Annotated in this window: 24 protein-coding genes; 11 read left to right on the top strand and 13 right to left on the bottom strand. The window is 65.3% G+C overall.

Annotation, left to right across the window (positions count from 1 at the left end):
• Positions 1-31: 31 nt before the first annotated feature.
• The gene (locus tag OS914_RS07310; RefSeq protein ID WP_267545388.1) at positions 32-436 is read right to left on the bottom strand and encodes an SRPBCC family protein; all 405 of its coding nucleotides are present in this window, start codon (positions 434-436) and stop codon (positions 32-34) included.
• A 38-nt stretch (positions 437-474) separates the two neighbouring features.
• Complete coding sequence (locus OS914_RS07305) at positions 475-1,092, bottom strand: TIGR03086 family metal-binding protein (RefSeq protein WP_267545387.1); 618 nt, start codon at positions 1,090-1,092, stop codon at positions 475-477.
• Positions 1,093-1,313: 221 nt separating this feature from the next.
• Here OS914_RS07305 and OS914_RS07300 point away from each other — a divergent pair, with 221 nt between their 5' ends.
• From OS914_RS07300 to OS914_RS07285, 4 genes are read left to right on the top strand one after another with little or no spacing between them, the layout of a single operon-like run.
• Positions 1,314-1,724 (top strand): TOBE domain-containing protein, encoded by a 411-nt coding sequence (locus OS914_RS07300; protein WP_267545386.1) that lies wholly within the window; start codon positions 1,314-1,316, stop codon positions 1,722-1,724.
• Complete coding sequence (modA, locus tag OS914_RS07295; protein ID WP_267545385.1) at positions 1,721-2,611, top strand: molybdate ABC transporter substrate-binding protein; 891 nt, start codon at positions 1,721-1,723, stop codon at positions 2,609-2,611. The genes OS914_RS07300 and modA overlap by 4 nt, the downstream gene beginning before the upstream one ends.
• 2 nt (positions 2,612-2,613) lie before the next feature.
• Entirely contained in the window at positions 2,614-3,444 is an 831-nt protein-coding gene (locus OS914_RS07290) for an ABC transporter permease (protein ID WP_420713884.1), read from the top strand.
• A gap of 19 nt (positions 3,445-3,463) precedes the next feature.
• Entirely contained in the window at positions 3,464-4,537 is a 1,074-nt protein-coding gene (locus tag OS914_RS07285; RefSeq protein ID WP_267545384.1) for a sulfate/molybdate ABC transporter ATP-binding protein, read from the top strand.
• 72 nt (positions 4,538-4,609) lie between these two features.
• On the opposite strand, the gene OS914_RS07280 is transcribed toward OS914_RS07285, so the two are convergent.
• Complete coding sequence (locus tag OS914_RS07280) at positions 4,610-6,238, bottom strand: molybdopterin-dependent oxidoreductase (RefSeq protein ID WP_267545383.1); 1,629 nt, start codon at positions 6,236-6,238, stop codon at positions 4,610-4,612.
• On the bottom strand, positions 6,235-6,393 hold the full coding sequence (locus OS914_RS07275; RefSeq protein WP_267545382.1) for a hypothetical protein: 159 nt from the start codon (positions 6,391-6,393) through the stop codon (positions 6,235-6,237). Before OS914_RS07275 ends, OS914_RS07280 begins: the two co-directional genes overlap by 4 nt.
• A gap of 338 nt (positions 6,394-6,731) precedes the next feature.
• Here OS914_RS07275 and OS914_RS07270 point away from each other — a divergent pair, with 338 nt between their 5' ends.
• From OS914_RS07270 to OS914_RS07240, 7 genes are all read left to right on the top strand, one after another.
• Positions 6,732-7,448, top strand: coding sequence for a hypothetical protein (locus OS914_RS07270; RefSeq protein WP_267545381.1), 717 nt, complete (start codon positions 6,732-6,734; stop codon positions 7,446-7,448).
• Positions 7,445-7,891 (top strand): molybdopterin-dependent oxidoreductase, encoded by a 447-nt coding sequence (locus tag OS914_RS07265; RefSeq protein ID WP_267545380.1) that lies wholly within the window; start codon positions 7,445-7,447, stop codon positions 7,889-7,891. The genes OS914_RS07270 and OS914_RS07265 overlap by 4 nt, the downstream gene beginning before the upstream one ends.
• Before the next feature lie 2 nt (positions 7,892-7,893).
• Complete coding sequence (locus OS914_RS07260; RefSeq protein ID WP_267545379.1) at positions 7,894-8,370, top strand: hypothetical protein; 477 nt, start codon at positions 7,894-7,896, stop codon at positions 8,368-8,370.
• 186 nt (positions 8,371-8,556) lie between these two features.
• Positions 8,557-10,014 (top strand): glycosyltransferase 87 family protein, encoded by a 1,458-nt coding sequence (locus OS914_RS07255; protein ID WP_267545378.1) that lies wholly within the window; start codon positions 8,557-8,559, stop codon positions 10,012-10,014.
• A 203-nt stretch (positions 10,015-10,217) separates the two neighbouring features.
• Positions 10,218-11,318, top strand: a complete 1,101-nt coding sequence (moaA, locus tag OS914_RS07250) for a GTP 3',8-cyclase MoaA (RefSeq protein ID WP_420713891.1) — start codon at positions 10,218-10,220, stop codon at positions 11,316-11,318.
• The gene (locus tag OS914_RS07245) at positions 11,319-11,585 is read left to right on the top strand and encodes a MoaD/ThiS family protein (RefSeq protein WP_267545376.1); all 267 of its coding nucleotides are present in this window, start codon (positions 11,319-11,321) and stop codon (positions 11,583-11,585) included.
• 35 nt (positions 11,586-11,620) lie between these two features.
• Entirely contained in the window at positions 11,621-13,501 is a 1,881-nt protein-coding gene (locus OS914_RS07240; RefSeq protein ID WP_267545375.1) for a cation:proton antiporter domain-containing protein, read from the top strand.
• Between the two features lie 59 nt (positions 13,502-13,560).
• Here OS914_RS07240 and OS914_RS07235 read toward each other — a convergent pair whose 3' ends face one another.
• From OS914_RS07235 to OS914_RS07195, 9 genes are all read right to left on the bottom strand, one after another.
• Positions 13,561-14,916: a M16 family metallopeptidase gene (locus OS914_RS07235; RefSeq protein ID WP_420713883.1), complete on the bottom strand. Its 1,356-nt coding sequence runs from the start codon at positions 14,914-14,916 to the stop codon at positions 13,561-13,563.
• A gap of 3 nt (positions 14,917-14,919) precedes the next feature.
• Positions 14,920-17,163 carry a polyribonucleotide nucleotidyltransferase gene (locus OS914_RS07230; RefSeq protein ID WP_267545374.1) on the bottom strand — a complete coding sequence of 748 codons (2,244 nt, stop codon included), beginning with the start codon at positions 17,161-17,163 and terminating at the stop codon, positions 14,920-14,922.
• Positions 17,164-17,436: 273 nt separating this feature from the next.
• Complete coding sequence (rpsO, locus tag OS914_RS07225) at positions 17,437-17,706, bottom strand: 30S ribosomal protein S15 (protein WP_196396229.1); 270 nt, start codon at positions 17,704-17,706, stop codon at positions 17,437-17,439.
• 182 nt (positions 17,707-17,888) lie between these two features.
• On the bottom strand, positions 17,889-18,833 hold the full coding sequence (locus tag OS914_RS07220) for a bifunctional riboflavin kinase/FAD synthetase (RefSeq protein WP_267545472.1): 945 nt from the start codon (positions 18,831-18,833) through the stop codon (positions 17,889-17,891).
• Positions 18,833-20,056, bottom strand: a complete 1,224-nt coding sequence (locus tag OS914_RS07215) for a GNAT family N-acetyltransferase (RefSeq protein WP_267545373.1) — start codon at positions 20,054-20,056, stop codon at positions 18,833-18,835. Before OS914_RS07215 ends, OS914_RS07220 begins: the two co-directional genes overlap by 1 nt.
• The gene (locus tag OS914_RS07210; protein WP_267545471.1) at positions 20,053-20,481 is read right to left on the bottom strand and encodes a hypothetical protein; all 429 of its coding nucleotides are present in this window, start codon (positions 20,479-20,481) and stop codon (positions 20,053-20,055) included. The genes OS914_RS07215 and OS914_RS07210 overlap by 4 nt, the downstream gene beginning before the upstream one ends.
• A gap of 2 nt (positions 20,482-20,483) precedes the next feature.
• Positions 20,484-20,918: a hypothetical protein gene (locus tag OS914_RS07205; RefSeq protein WP_267545470.1), complete on the bottom strand. Its 435-nt coding sequence runs from the start codon at positions 20,916-20,918 to the stop codon at positions 20,484-20,486.
• Positions 20,919-20,927: 9 nt separating this feature from the next.
• Entirely contained in the window at positions 20,928-21,866 is a 939-nt protein-coding gene (gene truB / locus OS914_RS07200) for a tRNA pseudouridine(55) synthase TruB (RefSeq protein WP_267545372.1), read from the bottom strand.
• A gap of 22 nt (positions 21,867-21,888) precedes the next feature.
• Positions 21,889-23,523 carry an arylsulfotransferase family protein gene (locus tag OS914_RS07195; RefSeq protein ID WP_267545371.1) on the bottom strand — a complete coding sequence of 545 codons (1,635 nt, stop codon included), beginning with the start codon at positions 23,521-23,523 and terminating at the stop codon, positions 21,889-21,891.
• Positions 23,524-23,758 lie beyond the last annotated feature (235 nt).

The following is a 23,758-nucleotide window of genomic DNA, read 5'->3' as shown; positions in this document are numbered from 1 at the left end:
CAGCATCCTGCCAGGAAAGCCGCCACCGCAGCTAGCAGCCGTTCTCCGCAATCCGCTTGAGCACCGCAAGGTCTTTGGCGACCGCCGCCGCGTCGCCGGCAAAGTCCACCTCGCTCATCCCGGGCCTGCGGCGGACGGTGAAAACCACCTCGCAGCTGTCCCCGGCAGCGATCACACGCACCGGATTGTAGACGCTCTCCCCTGAAGGCAGCGTCACATCGTGGTCCAGGATTCCGTAAGGATTGGCACCGATGAAATCGATACGAATCCGTCCCATCGGTGAATCCGCCAGCCAGTAGTCATCCACCCGCTGCACCGGGCTTCCGGTGAGCCCCGCGGCCCATTGCGGCAGGTGGGCGGGATCTGAGGCGTAAGCGTAGACCTCCGCCATCGGGCGGTTGATCACGATAGAAACATGCTGCGACTGCTGGGTCATCTCATGGCCCCCTTTCACTTACCCGGTGCATAGTCGGCTCAGCATCCGACGTTCCCGACGTCGGACGCCGGCTCCCAGCCGGGATCCCTGCCAAACCAACCGGCAAGCCGATCCTGGACCGGGGCGTCCTCCGGTACCGGGACCTCCGCGCCGAAGGCCAGGTCCGGACCGCGGTAGGCAGGTCGCAGCATATGCTGCCCCCAGCCCAGTGCATAGGACGCCACATCAGAATCCAGCTCAACGGGCTGCCCGGTGGCACGGGCAAGATCCCACGCATGGACGCTCAACTCGGTGATCTGCTGGTCGGCGCGGCTCATCAGCGGGACGTCCTGGCCGCCCGGCCCGGCGACAGTCACCTCCGGGTCCACCTCCCGCCAGGTACTGAGCAGAGCCTGTGCGCGTGCTTGGAAGGTGGACGACCAGTCACTTTCGGGAACATGCGGCATTTGTGCCCAGTCCGGTGTTTGGGCACGGGCCGCAAGAGTGAAATTATCCAGGTCCTGCACCACCATGTGTGCCAGCAGGGCATTGACGTCCCAGCCGCTGCACGGCGTGGGCAGTGATGCCTGCTCCGGTTTTACGCCAGCAACGAGGTTCCCCGTCTGCAGCAAGGCGCGTTCGAGCAGGTTCAGGGCATTACCGGCGTACATCGTCATAACTAGTCCTTCCGAAGGGTTTGTTAAGCGGTCAGCATTTCTGTCCGGCCGATCATGGAGCAAGTCACGTTCCGTGGGCAGCATCCTACTCCGAGCATGTGCCAAGATCTTTGGCGCGCAAGATGGGATTAACACCACAAAATACCCAGATGGGCGCCTGCGCTGTTCACGCTGATGCCACCCGCTTGCCTAACCGCTTCTGAGGAAATAATCTGGCTTAGATGACGCAGATAAGGATTTCCGATGCCGCCCGCTTTTTGAGTGTCAGCGACGACACAGTGCGGCGCTGGATTGAAAACGGGACGCTTTCCGGTGCCAAGGATGATTCGGGTCTGGCCGTGGTGGAAGGCCTGGAACTCGCCGCGCTGGCGCGAAAACAGTCGGTGCTGCCGGAGGACCCGGCACAGGTCAGCAGTTCCGCGCGCAACAGGTTTGTAGGACTGGTGACAAAAATCGTGGCCGACAAGGTGATGGCCCAGGTTGAAATCCAGTGCGGCCCGCATCGGATCGTTTCGCTGATGAGCAGCGAAGCCGTCCGCGAGCTGGGGCTGGAGCCGGGATCCGTGGCGACCGCCGTAGTGAAAGCGACGACCGTGATCGTCGAGACGGCGCAACGCGAGAGTGCCGAATGAGCCCACATTCGGCCCGCATTCGACCGAGGAGGTTAAGCCGGGCTTTCCTGCACCGTCGGCCTACGCACCTGGCCGGCCTGACCTGCGGACTCCTCCTTTGCACGGTCCTGGCCGGCTGTGGTTCCCCGGGCGTCGGCACCACCGGAACAGGCTCTGCGCCGGCAACGGGGGCATCCCCCCGAACAGGGTCTGCGTCCGCCGGCGCGGATCTGTCCGGGACTCTGACCGTCTTCGCGGCGGCCTCGCTGAAGTCCACCTTTACTGACCTGGCCACAAAGTTCGAGTCAGACCATCCAAGCAGCAGGATCCGGCTCAGTTTCGCCGGTTCCTCCGATCTGGTCACGCAGATTTCCGAGGGCGCCCCGGCGGATGTCTTTGCCTCCGCGGACAATGCCAATATGTCAAAACTCGAGACTGCTTCCCTGCTCGCGGCCGCTTCCGCCAACTTCGCCAGCAATGTGCTGACCATCGCGGTTCCTCCGGGGAATCCGGCTGGCATCGGCAGTTTCAAGGACCTGGGCCGGTCCGGCGTGAAGGTGGTGGTGTGCGCCCCGCAGGTCCCCTGCGGGGCCGCGGCGGCAAAGGTTGAGCAGGCCACAGGCAGCACAGTGAAACCCGTCAGCGAGGAGTCCTCGGTGACGGACGTGCTCGGAAAAGTCAGCTCCGGCGAGGCCGACGCCGGCCTCGTCTATGTCACAGATGCCAGGGGCGCGGGCAGTAAGGTCACCGCCATTGATTTTCCCGAGGCAGCCAAGGCCGTAAATACCTATCCGATTGCCACAGTGGCCGGCAGCCCGCACAAGGAACTCGCAGCGGCTTTCATCGCACTGGTCACCGGGCCGGTGGGGCAGAAAGTCCTTCTCGCCGCTGGTTTTGGGAAACCCTGAGCGTGCGCGGGGCAGGACGCGGCCACGGGACCATAACCATTCCGCTGTGGATCTGGGTTTTCGCCGCCGCCGGAGGGTTCTTTATTCTCCTGCCTCTGGCGGCCATGGTGACCCGGGTCAACTGGCCGCAGTTTGTTCCGCTGGTAACGTCCGTTCCGTCATTGACGGCTTTGGGCTTGAGCCTGCGCACCTCCGCGGTCAGCACGGTCCTGTGCCTTGTGCTGGGCGTTCCTCTGGCTATGGTGCTGGCACGCGGTCAGTTCCCCGGTCAACGGCTGCTGCGCTCGCTGGTGCTGCTGCCCCTGGTGCTCCCCCCGGTAGTGGGCGGAATAGCGCTGCTGTACACCTTTGGCCGGCGCGGTCTGCTGGGTTCATCCTTGAGCGTGCTCGGCATTCAGATAACGTTTTCCACCACGGCGGTGGTGTTGGCGCAGACATTTGTGGCACTGCCGTTTCTTGTCCTCAGCCTCGAGGGCTCGCTCCGTTCCGCCGGAACCCGGTATGAGGCAGCCGCAGCAACCCTGGGCGCCGGGCCCGGCACGGTGCTGCGCCGAGTTACGTTGCCGCTGGTCTTGCCGGGGCTGGCATCCGGAGCGGTGCTCGCTTTCGCCCGCAGCCTCGGCGAGTTCGGAGCCACTCTGACGTTCGCGGGTAGTCTGGAGGGTGTCACCAGGACCCTTCCGCTGGAAATTTACCTGCAGCGTGAAACCGACCCGGACACCGCCGTCGCGCTGTCCCTGGTACTCGTGCTGATCGCCGTCGTGATCGTTGGGCTGACCTTCCGCCGAACGACATCCGGGCTCTTAAAGTCCGGACGGACCCGTGACGCTTAGCCCAGGAACGTCCACACCCATGACGACTGGTCCCGCGGTCTTTAGCATTGACGCCGCCGTAGCCGACCGTGGGATTAGTGTTTCCCTTGAGCTTGCCGACGCGGAAACGGTGGCCGTGCTGGGCCCTAACGGGGCCGGAAAATCGACCCTGCTTGGGGTGATCGCGGGCCTGCTCCGGCCGAGCTCCGGCCACGCCGAGCTCGATGGCAGGGTGCTGTTCGATGCGGGAACCCGATGGGTCCCGCCGCACCAGCGGAAAATCGCGCTGCTGGCGCAGGAACCCCTGCTCTTTCCACACCTTACGGTGCTGGATAATGTGGCCTTCGGCCCTCGGTCGGCAGGCGCCAGCAGGGCCGACGCCCGGCGTGCCGCAAGGCACTGGCTCGGCGAAGTCGAGGCCCTCGAATTCGCGCAACGCCGCCCCGGTCAGCTCTCCGGCGGCCAGGCCCAGCGCATCGCCATCGCAAGAGCTCTCGCTGCCGAGCCGGACCTGCTGCTGCTCGACGAGCCGATGGCGGCCCTCGATGTCACCGTGGCGCCGATGCTGCGCAAACTCCTCAAACGCGTCCTGGCCGGCCGCCGGGCCCTTATTGTCACCCATGATGTGGTCGACGCCCTGGTCCTGGCCGATCGGCTCGTCGTGCTCGACGCCGGCAGGATCGTCGAGGAGGGGCCCACGCGGCTGGTGCTGGAACGGCCGCAAAGCGCCTTTGCCGCCGGTCTGGCCGGGCTCAACCAGATCACCGGAACCGTCACTGAACAGGGGCTCGTCAGCGCCGACGGCATGTCCATTTCGGGAGTCCTGGATGACGCCGCCGTGCCTGGCGAACCTGGTGTTGCGGTTTTCCGGCCCGCCGCCGTTTCGGTCTTCCCGGAGCCGGTCCACGGCAGTCCGCGCAACGTCTTCGCCGCCACCATCACGGACCTGGAACCTCATGGAGACCAGCTGCGGATCAGGGCGGGCGCACTGGCCGCCGATGTCACACTGTCCGCCGCTGCGGACCTAGATCCCGCCCACGGTGCCGTCGTCTACTTCGTCATCAAGGCCGCCGCCGTCGTCGTCTATCCCGCGAAAACTGGGGAGGCGCTGTGAGGCGGGGCCGGGCCGCGACGCAGGGGCGGTCCCGCCGGTTTGGCGTGGAACCAGTGCGCCCGCGACATCCGCTCAGGCCGTCTGCACCCGGATTGTGTGATATCCGGTGGCCCCGTCCGGTACCACCGGTGCCACCTGATCTGTCTGCGGCTCACCGCCGCCGTCGAACGCCCTGACCTGAAACTCATGCTGACCGGATCCGGGAGTGACCCGCGCTGTCCACTGCACCCACGTGTCCTTCGAGATGCCGGCCCCCAGCACAGCGTCCTGCCACGTGCCGCCATCGACTCGGACCTGGACCTTCGAGATGCCCCTGTGCGGTGCCCACGCGACGCCACCGAGAGCAACGGTGTCCGTCTTGAGTGCAGTGCCGTCGCGGGGTGTATCTATCCGGGATTCGGTTTTGATGGGCCCGTGGTCGGACCAGCCGCGGGTTGACCAATAGCCCTTTTCATCGGCAAACCGGGTGACCGTCAAGCTGGTGACCCACTTCGTTGCAGAGACGAAACCGTACAGGCCCGGGACTACCAGCCGTGCAGGGAAACCGTGTTCCTGCGGCAGCGGCTCGCCGTTCATGCCGACGGCGATGATCGCGTTGCGTTGGTCCGTCATGGCCTCCAGCGGGGTGCCGGCGGTAAATCCATCCGTACTGCGGGACAGCACCATGTCAGCTCCGGGCTGCACACCCGCCATCGCCAGCAGTTCCCGGACCGGCCAGCCCAGCCACTTCGCATTCCCCACCAAGGAGCCGCCCACCTCGTTGGATACACAGGCCAACGTGGTGTAGTTCTCCACCAGCGGCTTGGCCAGCAGGGTCTTCAGGTCAATCTCCACCTCATGATCGACCATGCCGTTGACCTTGAGCTTCCAGCTGTCCGGATTCACCGTTGGAACCACCAGCGCAGTATCGATGCGGTAAAAGTCAGCATTCGGGCTCACCAACGGCGTAATATGCGGCAGGGCCAGTTCCGCACCCGCCGGTAGGGCGACGGCGGGCGTGGCGGGCGCAGGCAGGACCAGATTTGCGCGGGCCTGCGCGATGCCGACGGCGGTCGAGCGCAGCACCGCTGCTGCGAATCCGGCGACTACGGCCACGGCCGCGCCGACGCCGATGGACTGCAGGAACTTACGCCGCCCTGGGGCTGATGGACCAGCGGCTGCTGTCGAGTCCGGCAGCGCATGGCGCGGCATCCATTCCAGCAGCCGGTTCCGGAAGGCCGTGAGGAGGACCATCGCCAGCCCCGCCGCCACAAGCGGTGGCGCGATGGCCGTCGTCGTACTTTGCGCGCGGGTGAGCACGGCAACAACGCCGATGATGCCAAAGACGGCGAAACCGGCCAGCCCGGTGAACTTGCGGCGGAGCTCCACGATCCCACCCAGCACGGCCAGCGCCGCGATGACCAGGGACATGGCCAGCAGGAACGCGAGCTTGTCCGAGGTGCCGAACAGCGAAATGGCCCAGTCCTTCACCCCGGGCGGCATCGCATCGATCGCCACCCCACCGACCGCGGTGATCGGTGAGAGCGAGGGACTAACGGCCGCGGCGGTCAGCTCCCCGGCGACTACGCCCAAGGCCCCGGCTACCAGGCCGCCGGCCCCGGCCCACTGCGTCAGCCGCCGCCGGTCGATCCTGGCCGTCCGGCCCGGGTCTCCCGGCGGCCCGCCGTGCCCGGTTGGCCAGGACCTGGTGCGGATGCTCATGATGGATCTCCTTGGCTGGCTGTTGCAATGTCGTCGTGCGCGCCCATTTCCGGGCCCATGATGCGGTCGCCGCCGGTACCCCGCACGTCCCCGGCCACAAGGCTGCGGCGGTAGCCCTCCACGGCGGGTCCGGCGGAAAACTGCGCACTGTTCACTCTTCCAGCATAGATTCGCCCCGCCGCTTCGTCGCCCGTACAAGGAGGCGGATGCACATTTGTCAGCGTTCCGTAAGAATTTCGCCGGGGCTCAACAGCGGCCATGATCCAACGGTCAAAGGGTGAAGGAAAAGCTCTATTTCCAAGGAAGTCACCGTGTTCCCGTGGTCCGGCGCACGGCGGTGGCTTCTGGGCTCTGGCGCTGCACCAACAGGACGGACACCTGGTCCGCTGCGTGCCGATGTCCACGCCGACCACCGGACTTCGCACGGGTTTGGTACGCAGATCGTAAGGATTACCTCCTTCCCCGCCTGGCGCCGAGCTGCTGGAATGGACGTATGCGAAGGATTCTTGGTTGGCTCCTCGGGAAGATTTTTGGGTGGCTGCAGGGCAGTTTCACTTCAACGCTGCATTCCCCGCGGACGGCCGTGGTCGTGGGCCGGTTACTCGGAGTAGCCTTTGTGACCTGCTTTTTCACCGGGTTGTACTCCCATTTTCTGCAGGACCCATTACCGTACCAACCGGTGCTGGTCAGACCGACCTGGCTTTACCGTCTCAGCCAGGGCACTCACGTGGCCGCTGGTGTTGCCTGCATTCCGCTCCTGCTGGCCAAGTTGTGGACGGTCTATCCGAAGCTCTTCAGCTGGCCGGTGATCACTGGGGTCAAGAGCGCGGTCGAGAGAGCGTCAATTGCGCTCTTCGTCGCCAGCTCCGTGCTCGAACTGGGAATGGGTCTGCTTAACATTTATAAGTGGCATCCGTGGCCATTCAGTTTCCGCGAGGTGCACTTCTGGTTGGCCTGGATTATCGTTGGGTCGTTGGCCATCCATATCGGGGTGAAACTGCCCCTTATCCATGCACACTGGCGGGCCTCCCGTCCCGCCACGGTCGTCGAGCACGAAGTGCTGACCTCGCGCCGCGGCTTCGTGGGCGCAGTTGTCGCCGCGGCGGCGGTTTTGACCGTGACCACGGTCGGTCAGTCGATTCCTGCCCTGGGCTCCGTCGATCTGTTCGCGCCGCGCCGCCCGGGGAAGGCCCGGCCGCACTGCCGGTGAACCGGACGGCCTCGGAGGCGAAGATCCACGCACCCGCCACGGATCCCGCATGGGCCCTTAATGTCATCAATAAGGACCTCACACGCATGTTCACCCTGGCCGAACTCCGTGCGATGCCGCAAACCGAGGTGGTTCTGCCGATCGCCTGTGTAGAGGGTTGGAGCCAAAACGCGCGCTGGGGCGGTGTTCGCGTCCGCGAGCTTCTGGCCATGGTGGGGGCCGATCCCCGGCAAGCGGCCGAGGTCCGTTCCCTGGAAACCGAGGGCGCCTACACCGGGGCCCAGGTACCACGCGAGTACGCATGGGATGAGCTGACCCTCATCGCCCTGGACGTCAATGGTCAGCCCTTGGACCTTGAACACGGCTACCCGGCACGCCTGATCGCCCCCAACCGGCCCGGTGTGCTGCAGACAAAGTGGCTGTCCAGTCTGGCGGTGCGGTAGGGATGAGCAGTTTAAGAAAGGCCCGGATCCTCCTCATAATCCTTGGCCTCCTGCCCCTGGCTTGGGGAATCTACGGGATTGCGACGAGGGTGCCGCCGGGCCAGATCGTAGGGATCATAGTGTGGCTGGCCGGCAGCGTGATTCTTCATGACGGTCTATTAGTACCGGGTATGCTCATCCTAGGAGCCGTCACGGTATTTCTTGCCCGGAAACTCTCACGGACCGGAAGGTACCTGATCCGTTTGGCCCTCATCATTGGCGGGGTCGTCCTGCTCGTTGTACTGCCACTGATTTATACGGCGCCCCGCACCGGGACGCCCACCGCGTTGACCCTGCCCTACGCGCTGAATTTGCTGGGGTTCCTCCTGGGTCTTGCGGCCGCGACCACCGCCGGTGTCGTGATCGCCGAACACCGGCAACGCAAGCGAAACACCTCCCCGAAACTTCAACGGCGTCCTCCATGGTTTGGGAAGGCTTGATCTTTTCGGGCGGCGCAGGTGCACGCATCCTGGCCGACATCCGCAGCGTGATGGCGGATGTCGGATGGCGGATGTCAGATGTTGGCTTGATTCTGGCGCCCCCGGCACCCCATTGAGACCTCAAGAAATCCGAACGGTGGGCCGTTCCTGCTACCGCTGACGGCCGTGACGGTGCAGGATCGGTATGTGAGCGAAACACCGGATGGGCCAGGTGGCGACAACTCGGCGCTGCGCCAGTGGCTGCTCCCGCTGGCCCTGCTCTTCGGGCTCGCCACCGTCATCTTCTGGACCGTAACCCAGGACGCCGGGGCGGAATGGGTTTCTCCGGTCGGCACCCTGGCAGCGTGGGCCGTCTTTGTTCCCACCGCGGTGGCGGTCCGCCGCATTCCCGCCCGCCGTGCGGCCGCCGTCGTCGTCCTCGGATCTCTGCTGCTCGGTGCTGTGGCCATATCCGCAGCTCCGGCCACCAGCAACGACGCGGCCCGGTATGCCTGGGATGGGATTGTCCAGACGGCGGGCGTTTCCCCGTACCGGTACGTTCCCGCCGATGAGGCGCTGCAACGGCTGCGGCCGGGGTGGCTGTTCCAGCCGGCGGCCGCTGACGGCAGTTGTACGGCAAAGCTGTTCCCCAGCGGAACGGAGGCCACCACGGCCGTTCCCGGCGGCACGCCGCTGTGCACAGCGATCAACCGGCCGCATGTGCCCACCATCTACCCGGCTTTGGCGGAGATCTATTTCCTCGCGGTCCGGCTGATTCCGGGCGTCGGGACAGGCCTGCTGGCGTTCCAGCTGGCGGGCTTCGCGCTCAGCCTCGCCGTGACCGTCCTGCTGCTGCGCTTCCTGCGCCACACCGGCCGGCCCCTGCACCAGGCGGTCTGGTGGGCCTGGTCCCCGCTGGTGCTCTTCGAGGCCATCAATAACGCGCACGTGGACGTTCTCGGGGCCGCGCTGCTCACGGCCGCAGTGCTGCTGCTGGTGCGCGGCCGGGCGCTATCTTCCGGTGCGGCCTTCGGTGCCGCTGTCGCTGCCAAGCTGATCCCCGCGATCGCGGCACCGGCGCTGCTGTACCGGCGGCCGCTGCGCTTTGTGCTGGCGGCGATCGCCTCGTTCGGCGTGCTGTACCTGCCGTATCTGCTGGCCAGCGGCTGGGCTGTGATCGGCTTCCTGCCGGGTTACCTGACAGAGGAGGGCTACCGGAGCAAGGACAGTCCGCGCTTCACGCTGCTGCGGCTGATCCTGCCGCAGAGTTGGGCCGTGCCGGCCGGCGTTCTGCTGCTGGCGGTGCTGGCCGTGTACGTCTGGCACCGGGTGGATCCGGAAGGACCGTGGGACAAGCAGGTGCTGATGATTGGCGGCACGCTCCTGATCGCCAGCCCCAGCTACCCCTGGTATGCGCTTGTGCTCCTGCCCTTCGTCGTGCTGAGCCGGCGCTATGAATTCCTCACCATTCCCCCGGTGCTGGCAATGATTTATTTCACCGGGGCACAGTCCTATGGGCAATTCGTGGCGAGGCTGGGACTGGTTGCCGCCGTTGTCGTTATTGCCGGAACCAAGTGGTATCGCAGTCGGCAAGCCGCGCGGCAGGCGGCGGTCGGTACGGCGGAAGAAGCCGGCCCACGCCGAACTTCGTCGGCTCCGGAATGATCACAGTACACGGCCAACGGACCAGCACGACGACGGCTGCCTTACCTTTTCGGCAACCGACGATGGACCCGCCCGGCCACGGCATCCTGCCCACGCGTCAGGCGATCCAGCGCCAACGTGGTGCCGGCACGGTCCCGGTGGCGTAGCGTGGGGGTATGAGTGTCGACCATGTCCACGCAACGAAAGAACCGGTGCTTTTGGGTATGCCCGCGGTCACGGCTCCTGCCCAGGCCCCGGCCCCCGCTGTGGATCCGACCGCAAGGCCGCTCGGCCAGGTCGGGCTTGCCGACAGGTACGGGCGCCGGGCGACGGATATGCGTCTGTCCCTGACCGACAAATGCAATCTGCGCTGCAGCTACTGCATGCCGGCCGAGGGTCTGGCCTGGCTGTCCAAGAACCAAGTCATGACCGCGGAGGAGATCCTGCGGATAGTTCGCATCGGAGTGGACCGGCTCGGTGTCCGTGAACTACGGCTCACCGGTGGCGAACCGCTGGTCCGGGCGGACCTGGTGGGCATCATCGCCGGCCTGCGTCAGGCCCATCCCCAGCTGCCGATCTCCCTGACCACCAATGGTGTGGGTCTGGCGAAGAAGGCGCAGGCCCTCAAGAACGCCGGGCTGACCAGGATCAACATTTCGCTGGATTCGCTGCATCCGGACACGTTTGCCCAGCTGACCCGCCGGCCGTTCCTGGATCAGGTCCTCGCTGGCGTGGAGGCTGCAGCCGTGGCCGGGCTGGGCCTCATCAAGATCAATGCCGTGCTGATGCGCGGCATCAATGACCAGGGCGCCGCGGAACTGCTGGGATGGGCGCTGGCAGGCGGGTATGAACTGCGCTTCATCGAGCAGATGCCCTTGGACGCGGACCACGGATGGACCCGGGCTGACATGATCACGGCCGCGGAAATCCGGCAGCTGCTGGCCGCCGAATTTGATCTTTCCCCGGACCCGCGCGAGCGTGACGGCGCGCCGGCGGAGCGCTTCGAGGTGCGTCGGCACGACTCCGCGGAACTGCTGGGCACGGTCGGCATTATCGCTTCGGTCACGGAACCCTTTTGCTCGGACTGCAAGCGGACCCGGATCACGGCGGAGGGCAAGGTGATGAGCTGCCTGTTCTCGCGCGTCGAGGTGGACCTGCTGGCCCTGTTGCGCGCCGGCGACACGGCGGCCGACGACGACGCCGTCGCCACCCGCTGGCAGGAAGCCATGTGGGCCAAGCCAAAGGCCCACGGAATGGACCATACCGGGCTCGGTGACGCGGATTACGTCCAGCCGGACCGCACCATGAGCGCGATCGGCGGATAGATGCTGATCCGCTATTTCGCTGCTGCCCGGGCGGCCACAGGCATGAACGAGGAAACGCTGCTGCATGCGGGCCCCCTCCGTGTCCACGATTTGTTGGAGCAGCTGATTGCCCTGCATCCTGTTTCCGCGACCGCCCACGCACAGCCGCTGGCGGACCTATTGTCCCGGTGCAGCTTCCTGCGCAACGAGACCGCTGTCCGGGATCTCACAACGGAACTGCACCCGGACGACGTCGTCGATGTTCTGCCGCCGTTCGCGGGCGGTTAGGCCCGCACCGGGCATGAACCTGAGAGACTAGGGCCATGGACGTAGCCTTGGGGCTGCTCGCGCTGGTGGCCGTGGTGTGCGCCTGCAGCGCGGTGGGTCGTAAAATCAGCTTTTCGGTTCCGCTGCTGCTGGTTCTCGTCGGAGTGGGCGGATCCTTTTTGCCCTTTGTGCCGCGGATTGTCCTGAACCCGGATCTGGTGCTGATCGGGCTATTACCGCCACTGCTGTATGCAGCAGCACTGCGGACGTCCATCGTCGACTTCCGCTCCAATAAAAGGTCCATTGCGCTGCTCTCCGTCGGTTACGTGATTTTCGGGACCGTTGCCATCGGGTTTGTTTCCTGGTGGCTGTTCCCGGAAATACCGTTGGCCGCAGCCATCGCGCTGGGCGCCGTGCTGGCACCGCCGGACGCTGTCGCGGCTACTGCGATTGCCCGTAAGGTCGGGATGCCTCGACGCATCGTAAATATTCTGGAGGGCGAATCGCTGGTCAATGACGCCACCGCACTGGTCTGCCTCTGGGCGGCGATAGCATCGATCGGAGGCACCGTCTCCGTCGTCGGGGTGGGCGCCGATTTCCTGCTCGCTGCCGGCGGTGGCGCCGCCGTCGGAGTTGGCGCGGCCTTCGTCTTGCTGCAGCTACGCAAGCGCACCCGCAATGTTCCGATTAACACGTCCCTGTCCTTGGTGGCACCGTTGGTGGCATATCTCCCCGCCGAGGCCATTCACTCCTCCGGTGTTTTGTCCGTTGTTGTTACCGGGCTCATCATGGGGGCCAAAGCACCGATGATGCCCGGCGGTGCGGCGCGGCTGAGCCAGCGCAGCAATTGGAACACGGTCCAGTTCCTGCTGGAAAATGCCGTCTTCCTGCTGATCGGTTTACAGGTGCGGGCCATCATCACAGCTGTCGGCAGCGATACCTTCGGCCCCGGTAGGATTTGGGGCGGCTGCGGCGTTATTCTGCTGGCCGTTCTCCTCTTGCGGCCGATCTGGGTTTTTCCCGCCACCTACATTCCCCGCCTGATTCCCGCCGTCCGGCGGAACGACCCGGCGCCACCGTGGCAGTATCCAGCCATCATTTCCTGGGCAGGTATGCGCGGCGTCGTGACCCTCGCGGCGGTTCTGGTGCTTCCAGTCTCCCTTGCACACCGATCCGTCCTGATCCTCGCAGCGCTGATCGTCGTCGGCGGCACCCTTGGGCTGCAGGGGCTTACCCTGCCGGCCTTGGTGCGAAAGCTCGGCGTGCGCGGGCCGGACCGGCGGGAGGACGTGCTGAGCCAGGCCTCCCTGATGCAGATGGCGACCACAGCCGGCCTTGCCCGGCTGCTCGAAATGCGGACGGCCGACGATCCGCCGGAAGTCCTGGCCATGCTCAGGCGACGCACACAGGAACGCGGGCTGGCTGCCTGGGAGCGCTTGGGCAGACCGGAAGCCGATCAGCGAACGCCTAGTCAACGGTATGCCCGGCTGCGGCTGTCTATGCTGGAAGCGGAACGGGATAAGGTGCTGAGCGTCCGCCGTTCCGGTGAGTTTGACGACGAAGTTTTCGACGGTGTCCTGGAAAGTCTGGATGTGGAGGAATCAATGTTGGATTCGACGATGGAAGAAACAAACGACGGCGAGGCCGCGGCTATGGCTGCGCGCGCCCCTTTCGGGGAGTCCGGCGGCTGCGAGCATCTGCAGGCTGCACAGGCTCCTGCGGTACCGGCCGAACCGGTCTGCGAGGACTGCATCCGGGAGGGCACTACCCCGGTACACCTGCGGATGTGTCTTGCCTGCGGCAACATCGGCTGCTGCGATTCCTCCCCCGGCCTGCATGCGACCGCGCATCACCGTGCCACCGGACATCCGGTGATGCGCAGCGCCGAACCGGGCGAAACCTGGCGCTGGTGTTACCCGGACGAGCTGCTCGGATAATTCAGCCGCTACCCCAACAGCCTTACGCCACACCTGCGCGTTTTAGTCCACCCGAGGGGTCAGAGGCCGAAGGTTTCGTTTTCCTCGAACGGGCCAACTACGGTGATCGTCCGGGGTGCGGCTGCAAGTTCGCGCGCCAGCGCCTGGACTTCTTCCGCGGTGACCCTTCTGATGCGCTCCAGTGTCTCGTCGATATCCAGGAATTCTCCGGAGACCAGTTCCGAGCGGCCCAGCCGGGACATCCGCGAGCCCGTGTCCTCCAGCGCCAGCACAATGCCGCCGGATAGCTGACCCTCTGCCTTGCTCAGTTCCGCCACAGTGATCCCGTCCGACGCAAGCTTTTCCAGCTCAGCAGTCAGCAGGGAAATCACCTGGCCCACCTTTTGCGGTGCACAGCCGGCATACATGCCGAAGTAGCCCGCGTCCGCGTAGCCGGAGGCAAAGGAGTACGTCGAGTAGACCAAGCCTCGCTTTTCCCGGATCTCCTGGAACAAGCGGGAGGACATTCCACCGCCCAAAACGGCGTTAAGCACGCTCATCACGAAGCGTCGTTCGTCGGTGGCAACGATGCTCGGGCAGCCCAGAATGATGTTGGCCTGCTCGACCTGCCGCTTGATCACGTGCAGGCCAGCGGTCCCGGAAATCTGCACGGGCTCACTGGACCGACGAGCGGTCGGTGCGGCGTCGTCGTTCATTGTCCAGCCCGCCGCACTGAGGGCGGAGAGGACCTGGCTGCAGACCGCGTCATGGTCCAACCCGCCCGCAGCAGTAATAACGAGCTCATCGGGCCGGTAATAGCGCTGGTAATGCGCCCATACGGAATCGCGCGAAACTGCGCGGATGGCATCCGGTGTGCCGCCAATCGGGCGGCCCAGTGAGTGGCCGCCCAGCACGGCGGCAACAAAATTTTCGTGGGCGACGTCGGTCGGGTCGTCGCTGTCCATCGCGATTTCCTCGAGAATAACGTCGCGTTCCTGCTCCAGCTCGGCGGGGTCCAGCACAGCGCCGGTGATCATGTCCGCGATGACGTCAATCGCCATCGGCAGGTCAGTATCCAGCACGCGAGCGTAGTAGCAGGTGCTTTCCTTGGCGGTGGCCGCATTGGACTCCCCGCCGACCTCGTCAAACGCGGAGGCGATTTCCAGCGCCGTGCGGCGCCGGGTTCCCTTGAACAGCAGGTGTTCGAGGAAATGGGTCGAGCCGTGTTGGCCCTCGGCTTCATCCCGAGAGCCAACACCGACCCAAAACCCGATTGTCGCGCTCCGCTGCGCGGGCATGGACTCGGTCAGCACCCGCACTCCCCCGGGCAGGACGGAACGGCGCACGACGGCGCCACCGGCCTGGCCCGAAATCACTGCGGAATCCTGACCGACCGTTCCGGCGGCGGACATGAGCGGCAAAGGGGTAAATGCCATGAGTTACTCAGCAGCGCTATCTGCCGTCACGGCAGACTCGGCAGCGGCTTCCTCGGCCACGACGGGCGAGAGGGAGAGCTTTCCACGGTCATCGATCTTGGTGATTTCCACCTGGATCTTCTGGCCCACGGAGACAACGTCATCGACGTTATCCACGCGCTTTCCACCGGCGAGCTGGCGCAGCTCGGAGATGTGCAGCAGGCCGTCCTTGCCCGGAGTCAGCGAAATGAACGCCCCGAAGGTGGTCGTCTTCACGACGGTACCCAGGTAGCGCTCGCCGATTTCCGGGATCTGCGGGTTGGCGATCGCGTTGATCGCCGAACGGGCAGCATCGGCGGAGGGACCATTGGTCGCACCGATGTAGACCGTGCCATCATCCTCAATTGAGATGTCGGCGCCGGTGTCCTCCTGGATCTGGTTGATCATTTTGCCCTTCGGCCCAATGACCTCGCCGATCTTATCCACCGGGATCTTGACCGCGATGACGCGGGGCGCGAACTCGGAGAGCTCGTCCGGAACGTCGATCGCAGCATTCAGCACGCCAAGGATGTGCAGGCGGGCCTCACGGGCCTGCTTCAGGGCCGCACTGAGCACGGAGGCCGGAATTCCGTCCAGCTTGGTGTCCAGCTGGATGGCCGTGACGAACTCAGACGTTCCGGCAACCTTGAAGTCCATGTCACCGAAGGCATCTTCGGCACCGAGGATGTCGGTCATGGCCGCGTAGCGGGTCTGCCCGTCAACCTGATCGGACACCAAACCCATGGCGATGCCGGCAACCGGCGCCTTCAGCGGCACACCCGCGTTGAGCAGGGACAGCGTCGAGGCGCAGACCGAGCCCATCGAGGTCGAACCATTGGAGCTCAATGCCTCAGAGACCTGTCGAATCGCGTAGGGGAACTCCTCACGCGAGGGCAGCACCGGAATCAGGGCGCGCTCGGCGAGAGCACCATGACCGATCTCGCGGCGCTTCGGGGAACCGACGCGGCCCGTTTCACCGGTGGAGTACGGCGGGAAGTTGTAGTTGTGCATGTAGCGCTTGCGCGTGACCGGAGACAGCGAGTCGATCTGCTGTTCCATCTTGAGCATGTTCAATGTGGTGACGCCCAGGATTTGGGTCTCGCCGCGCTCGAAGATGGCCGAACCATGTACGCGGGGCAGAACCTCTACCTCGGCGGTAAGCTGGCGGATGTCCGTCAGGCCGCGGCCGTCGATGCGGATCTGGTCCTTGAGGATGCGCTGACGCACCACCTGCTTGGTCACCGAACGGAAAGCAGCGGAGAGCTCTTTTTCACGTCCCTCGAACGCGCCCGCCAGCGAGCTGACAACCTCGTCCTTGAGCGAGTCCGATGCGGTATCGCGCTCCTGCTTGTCAGCGATCTGGAACACTTCGGTCAGCTTCGCGGCCGCGGCGTTTTCCACGGCTGCGAAGACGTCATCCTGGTAGTCAAGGAACACCGGGAACTGCGCGGTGGGCTTAGCAGCGCGTGCTGCCAAGTCCGCCTGCGCCTCGCAGAGTGCTTTGATGAACGGCTTGGCAGCTTCCAGGCCCTCGGAAACGATTTCCTCGGTCGGGGCGGTGGCGCCCTCTTCCTTGATCAGCTTCCAGGAGTTATCCGTCGCTTCCGCTTCGACCATCATGATCGCAACGTCGCCGTCGGTGGTGACCTTACCGGCAACCACCATGTTGAACACGGCGTTTTCCAGCTCGGAGTGCTTCGGGAAGGCAACCCACTGGGAACCGTGCTCATTGTTGACCAGGGCGACGCGGACGCCGCCGATCGGGCCGGAGAACGGCAGACCGGAGAGCTGGGTGGACATCGAGGAGGCATTGATGGCAACAACGTCGTAGAGCACGTCCGGGTTGATGGCCAGCACGGTGACGACAATCTGGACCTCGTTGCGCAGACCCTTGACGAACGCGGGGCGCAGCGGACGGTCCATCAGCCGGCAGGCCAGGATGGCCTCCGTGGACGGGCGGCCTTCGCGGCGGAAGAACGAACCGGGGATGCGTCCGGCAGCGTACATGCGCTCCTCGACGTCAACGGTCAGCGGGAAGAAGTCGAACCCTTCGCGCGGGTGCTTGCCCGCTGTCGTCGCCGACAACAGTGCAGTGTCCTCGTCGATGTAGACCATCGCCGCTCCGGCGGCCTGCTGGGCCAGCCGGCCGGTCTCGAAGCGGATAACGCGCTTGCCGTAGCGGCCGTTGTCAATAACGGCCTCTGAGTACTGAATTTCGGGACCCTCCATAGAGAGTCACCTCCGTTTCCTTGCGTAGATGGCAGGAGGCGACCAACATCCTCAAGCCCACCGTCTTTAGCTGTGGGACCTGAACAACACCCGGTCTTCGATCGAGACTCACGGGACCTGCCGCCAGATGGGGCGATTGTCCCGGAAATCACTACCGAGGACCGCGAATGCGCGACGCCGGCCGGCTCCTGATTTCTTATTTCCTGCGGTGTGCCGGGCTAATACCGGCAGAGGCGGCCCTTCCGAATCGGAAGGGACCGCCTCACGGTGCTGCTAGCGGCGCAGGCCGAGACGCTCGATCAGCGTACGGTAGCGCGTGATGTCGGTGTCATGCAGGTACGTCAGAAGACGACGACGGCGACCGACCAGACCCATCAGACCGCGACGGGTGTGGTGATCGTGCTTGTGCTCCTTGAGGTGCTCGGTCAGGTCGAGGATGCGCTTGGAGAGCATCGCGACCTGGACCTCCGGTGAACCGGTGTCGCCCTCGCTGGTGGCGTAAGCCTTCATGATTTCTTGCTTTACAGCGGCGTCTAATGCCACAGATACTCCTAGTGTTGTGCCGTGAGGCCCGGAGTCAGCGTTGCGCTGCCGGGTACGCCCCCGAACTCGGGGCAGGATCCAGCCGCCACGGACTGCAGCCGGATCCAACTCTGCCAAGTTTACTCTGCCCGGGTTGACTCTGTCGAAATGGGCGGTTAAGGCTTTGTGTCCGCACCGCCTCGTCAGAGCAGAATTTCCCGTGCCTGCTTAACATCAAGGCGCATCTGCTCCACGAGCGCTTCGGGTCCGGTGTACGCCACCATGCCGCGCAGTCTGCTGACAAATTCCACGACGACCCACTGGCCGTACAGATTGAAGGCCTCCACCGGTTCCACCGGGCGGTCCAGCACATAGGCCTCCACCTGGCGGCTGACTCCGGCGAACGTCGGGTTTGAACCAATGGAGATGGCCGCGGGCCAGCGGGCGCCGCCGGCGTCCGTCAACCAGCCTGCGTAGATGCCGTCGGCCGGTATGTAGCCATCGGCTTCCGGTGCCAGGTTGGCTGTCGGGAAGCCGAGCGCCCGTCCGCGGGCGGCGCCGTGAACGACCTCGCCGCGCATGTGGTGCGGACGTCCCAGCACTTCGGCTGCCGTGTCGACGTCCCCGCGAGCCAGCGCCTCCCGCACCCAGGTCGAGGAGCAGCGCCGGTCCGCCCCGAATTCATCGACGACGACGACGTCAAAGCCGAGCCGGCAGCCCAGGGCCTGCATCGTGGCGAGGTCTCCGGAGTTGCCACGGCCAAAGCGCACATCGTGGCCGATCACCACAGCAGCCGCGCCCAAGGTGTCGACAAAGACCGAATGTACGAACTCTTCCGGTGTCTGCGCCGCGAGCGCCAGGGTGTAGGGCATCACCAGCACGGCATCAACCCCGCACGCGGCCATGGTGGCAAGCCGGTCCGCTAAGCCCATCAATTGGTCCGGCGCGGTGTCGGGGCGGTGGACCGTGGCCGGGTGCGGGTCGAAGGTGATGGCAACGGCGCTGGCGCCGCGCCCGTGCGCGGTCTCCACCAGCGTGGACAGTACGTGCTGGTGCCCGCGATGCACGCCGTCGAAATTTCCGAGGGTGACCACCGAAGGGCCGTAGCCGGCAGGAACCTCATGAAGTCCGTTCCAGAAGTGCACCATCACCCTCGCCCCTTTGCCGCACACAGGTGCGCAGCCTCGTTCGCGTCCGGCCCTTGCAGGTCCGAAGCCTCTCCTAGGCTACCGGCGTCGCCAGCGGGGTCTCCGTCCCACGGCTGTTGCGGCTGCCGCGGATCCGAGGCAGCCAGACTGAGAATCCAGGCGTCGGCGGGCGTGCCCCTGTCATCGGTGAAGCCGCGCACCTGTGCTTCGAGCCGGAAGCCCAGCCGCCAGGCCAGCTTGCGGCTGGCCCAATTCGGCACCAGCGCACGCCAATACACATACTGCAGATCCAGCCCCGAAAAGGCGTAGTCAAGCAGCAGACGCGCCGCCGCCTGCGCCGCCCCGCCGCCGCGCGCCCGCGGACCCATATTGATGCCGATTTCCGCGGTTCCGGGCCTGAAATTGTGCAGATCAATGGTGCCGAGCAGGGCATCGGTCCGGGAATCTGCGACGGCGAAGGTGTGCGTCGCGCCGACGGTCCAGCCCCGGGGTACAAAGTCGTCGATGAACGCCAGCGCGTCGGCCCGGCCGTAGTTCAACGGAACGGTGGTCCACCGCACCGCCGCGGGATCCAGACAATTGGCCACCAGCTGGTCCGCATCCCCACGCTCCAGAGCACGCAGCACCACGGTGTCCCCGCGCAAGACCGGCACCACCATGGCAGGAGCCAGCCGGTCCTGCGCCGTCAGGGTGAAAATCCAGTCGTCGGCCAGCGTTCCGCCAACGTTGCTGTATCCGGTGATGGTGCCCTCGAGCCTGAACCCCAGGTGCTCGGCCAGCCGCCTGCTGGCCGTATTGCCGACGACGGCATGCCAGTGCAGGACGTCCAGACCAACGGTGTCAAAGGCGTAGTCTGTCATTAGTTTGGCCGAACGCCGGGCCAGGCCCTTGCCTCGGGCGTCCGCGGCAAGCTTGATGCCCAGTGATGCACTCCCCCGGCCAACATTGTGCAGCGCCGTTGTTCCTACGAGTCCCCCGGCCTGATCCGCGATCGCAAATCTAAGCGTGTGACCGCTCGCCCAGCCCTCGGGGATGGGCCCGGTGATCGCGGCTTCGGCCTCGGCTGCAGTCATGCCAGCCAGGGAATTGGCCCAACGGACGTTGAGCGGGTCCCGATTCAACGCCGCATAATCGGCCGCGTCCGCGCGCCGGAAAACCCGCAGGGTGACGACGTCGTCGGAAAGCTCAGGGAGGCCGGACATATCCGCTACCATCGCACTCATGGCTGCTCCGCCGGCTTCCGATGCCGGTACAGCCAGATGAGACCGAGAATCGGCAGCAGCAGCGGGACAAAGCCGTAGCCACGGCCAAACTGGCTCCAGACCGTGTCCTGCGGGAATGCCTGCGCGTCAAAAATGCTCAGCGCCCCGACGATGAGAACGCCGAGCAGCTCGATGCACACCGCGACGGCCGCCGCCTTGAACCAGGACCTGCCTTTTTTGGCGAGCGAGATCGTCGCAGCAATATAGACGACGGCGGCCAGCGCGGAGAGCAGATAAGCCACGGGCGCTTCGGCGAACTTGCTGATGATCTGGAATCCGGCACGGGCTGTAGCTGCCAGGGCAAAAATACCGTAGACCGCGATCAGCAGACGGCCCGGCCCGGTCGATTTTGTATCCTGCGTTCGGGACGCTGCCGGCTGGTTCATGCTCACTGTACTGATCCTGTTCCTAGTGCCATCCCCAGCCCTGTCCGCAATGCCGCCCCAGTCGCCGTCGCCGGCGCGGCCGCGCCGTACCAAATCTGCGCCATCCGGGCCATCATGACCACCACGGTGACGCCCACCGCGGCCAGGACGTAGTTGCTCCAGAAACTGCGTTCCAGGATGGCCCAGTAGAATCCTGCCACCGGCAGGGAAATCGCGGTGATCAGATATGCCCAGAATTCCCACGGGGCCCCGGCAATCGCGGTTCCGGCCGCGGTGCGCACAATCGAGGCCACCAGATAGCTCAGCAAAAATAATTCAACGGCCGCCACGGCGAGCAAGGTGACGTCATTGGGGCCCTTCTTCAGCAGCGCAGCAATGACGCAGATCGCGCTGGAGACCAATCCGACCACCAAGGCAGCAATAAACCAGCCGTCCACAGTCACCGCTTAGGCTCCCAGATCCGGGGTGAAGACCAGGACGGGCTGGGCATGGCTTTCCGCATCGGCCAGCAGCGCCACAAGCTCGCCATCGGGCCGGAAGGCCGCGGCCGGCCGTTCCACCGAGTGCGAGCCGTCGGTGCTGCGCGCGATCCTACGGCCGAAGGAGAGCTCAGAGGCTTCGGTGTCCGTCAACTCGCGGACCGGCATCAGCGCACGGGCGGCGTCGGCGATGTCAAGGATCTGCACCGAGCCGTCACCGTCCGCCTCCTGCTCAAGCTGCTCGAGGGTCTTGGCCTGTCCGAGCTCATACGGTCCCACCCGGGTCCGGCGCAGCGCGGTCAGATGACCGCCGACGCCAAGCCCGGCCCCCAGATCGCGTGCCAACGCCCTGATATACGTCCCGGAGGAACATTCGACCGTAACATCCAGATCGATGACTTCGCTTCCCTCCCCGGCAGGATTCTCTCCGGTGAGCCTGCGTGTCGCGTTCAGCTCAAAACTGTGCACGGTTACCGGCCGTGCGGCCAGGACCACTTCTTCCCCCGCCCGAACCCGGGCATAGGCGCGTTCGCCCTTGACCTTGATCGCGCTGACGCTGCTGGGGACCTGCCGGATCTCCCCGGTGAGCGCGGCGATTCCGGCGATAATTGCCGCATCGGTGACCTGCGCCGTCGTCGTACTGCCGGTGATCCCACCCTCGGCATCGTCGGTGAGCGTGCTGGCGCCGAGCCGGATGGTGGCCCGGTATGTCTTAGCGGTCCCCACGATGTACGTAAGCAGCCGGGTGGCCTTGTTGATTCCGATCACCAGGACCCCGGTGGCCATCGGATCGAGGGTTCCGGCATGGCCGACCTTGCGGGTTCCGGTCAGGCGCCGCAGCCGGGCAACGACGTCGTGGCTGGTGAGGCCGGGGGGCTTGTCCACGATGATCAGTCCAGAATGCACGCCTTCCAGTATATGGGACGGGCTAGGTGCTGACCGCCTTGGAAGTGGCCAGCACGGAGCCGTCGCTGTGCAGGGCCTGCACGGCCACCTTGGCCGCCGCGGCGACCGCCGTCGAGGTCTCGAACCCGCGCCGCGGGACGGTTCCGGCCGGCATCAGCGACTGAAGAGTTTCGCCGGTGAGGAAACGCCAGCTGGCTACCTCCGTGGCCCCGTTCCAGCTGGCGTAGACCTGCATGCTGGAGCCGTTGCCCGGCAGCACCGCGATGTCCGGCACGGTAGCCGGTCTGCCGGTCCAGGCGCATCGGTAGGTGCGGTAGGAAGCGTTCCCCAGGCCAATCGATTCGTAAAGCGCTGTCCCGTCCGGCGTGAACTCCGTGACGGCAGGATCCGCGCCCCAACCGACCAGGTAATGGCCGTTGCCGAGCAGCTGCACATTACCCTCGGCATTTCCCCGGTGACCGGCGTGGCTGAACTCCTGCTGCAGCGTCACCGTCCGCGCCGACTCGTCGACGTTCAGCAGCAGGCCACGGGAAATCCCGGTACTGCCTGAGGAGTAGTGATTATCGAACACAGTGAGGGACGTTGCCGACCTGCGCCGCGCGTCATGCTGCCAGGCAAAGGCTGCATTGTCCGCGACCTTGAAATCGCTGCGCTTCCCACCCAGCCGCCACCGGAGAGTTCCAGCCGTGCGGTCCACCAAATACAGGGCATGCATGTGCCGGCTGGAGACCAGCAGCGCGTCCCCGCTTTCGTCCACGGAGTTCAGGTGGAACGGGTCAAACGCCTTCGCCTCCGAAGTCCCGTCCGCGCTGGCGTTGTTGTCCCCCGGCTGGACATAGGTTTCGGTGATATCGATATGCGCCACGGCCGACCAGTCCAGGAGCACCGCCCCGGATCGGACGTCGACTTCCTGGACGTGGCAGTCGTAGATGAATCCGTTGGCGGGTCCCCCCACCGGCCGCAGGTCATAGGGCACCGTGGGGTACGCGATCAGCAGAGCGGTCCCCGCCTCGGTGAGCGTGAACTCGTGCAGATCGGCCTTCAGCCCGTTGCCGGCATTGACCTGGGCCACGGGTTGGTAGCCGGTGTCCAAAATGCTGCCGGAGCCCATCCCATGACCGCCGGTACCGGTCCCCGTCCAATAAGTCAATACCGGTTTGCCCTCGAACGTCTGAACGCGAAGGTCTGTGACGCCAACACCCGTCGGTTCCATCCAGACCGGTTCACCGTGATTGTCCACGATCAGCCCGCTGGAGCCGTGCCCCTGCGGGCCGGCGAAGATCAGGCCGGCTGCCGTGGCAGCCGTGGCCCAGCTGGAGACGTGCGCTGCGGTCAGCTGCGTACTGACAAAGGTCCGATCCGGCGGGGCTGCCGGTCCCGGCGGTTTGCCGCTGGCCGGCGCCGCAGCCCCGGAGAGCGTGGAGCCCGACGACGACGCCCCGCCCGGATGGCCGGCCACCCGTGTCAGCGCTCCGGAAATCGCATCGTGTCCGGCGTAGCTGGCCGTCGCTACGGCTGTGGCGCCCACTAGTCCTGCACCCGCCAGGAAGCCGCGGCGGCTGAAGACACTGCGTTCGCGTGGCCGAAGCTGGCGTTTCGGCTCCGAATCACCGTCCCCGTCCGGGTCTTCTTCCGCGCTCTGCTGGAATGATTTCATGATTCATGATAAAAACCGGGAGCTGTGCGCTGCCAGTACGCCGTCCGAATGTTTTCTGTGAAGTTCGGCAAGGCAACAATGGATGACACGTCTCCGGCAGAGGCCTACAGTGGGCGCAGTTGATGTTGATCGCCGCCCATACCGCGGTGAATTGCAGGCCCTGATGGGCGATGTGGAGGGCATCCAGCGAACCATTGGTCTCGAACACTCGCTACGTCACCTTTGGAGCTAAAAA

The organism is Arthrobacter endolithicus, from assembly GCF_026627425.1.
Classification (GTDB): domain Bacteria; phylum Actinomycetota; class Actinomycetes; order Actinomycetales; family Micrococcaceae; genus Arthrobacter_M.
The sequence above is the reverse complement of the archived record's forward strand: the minus strand, read 5'-3'. Positions and strand labels throughout refer to the sequence as shown.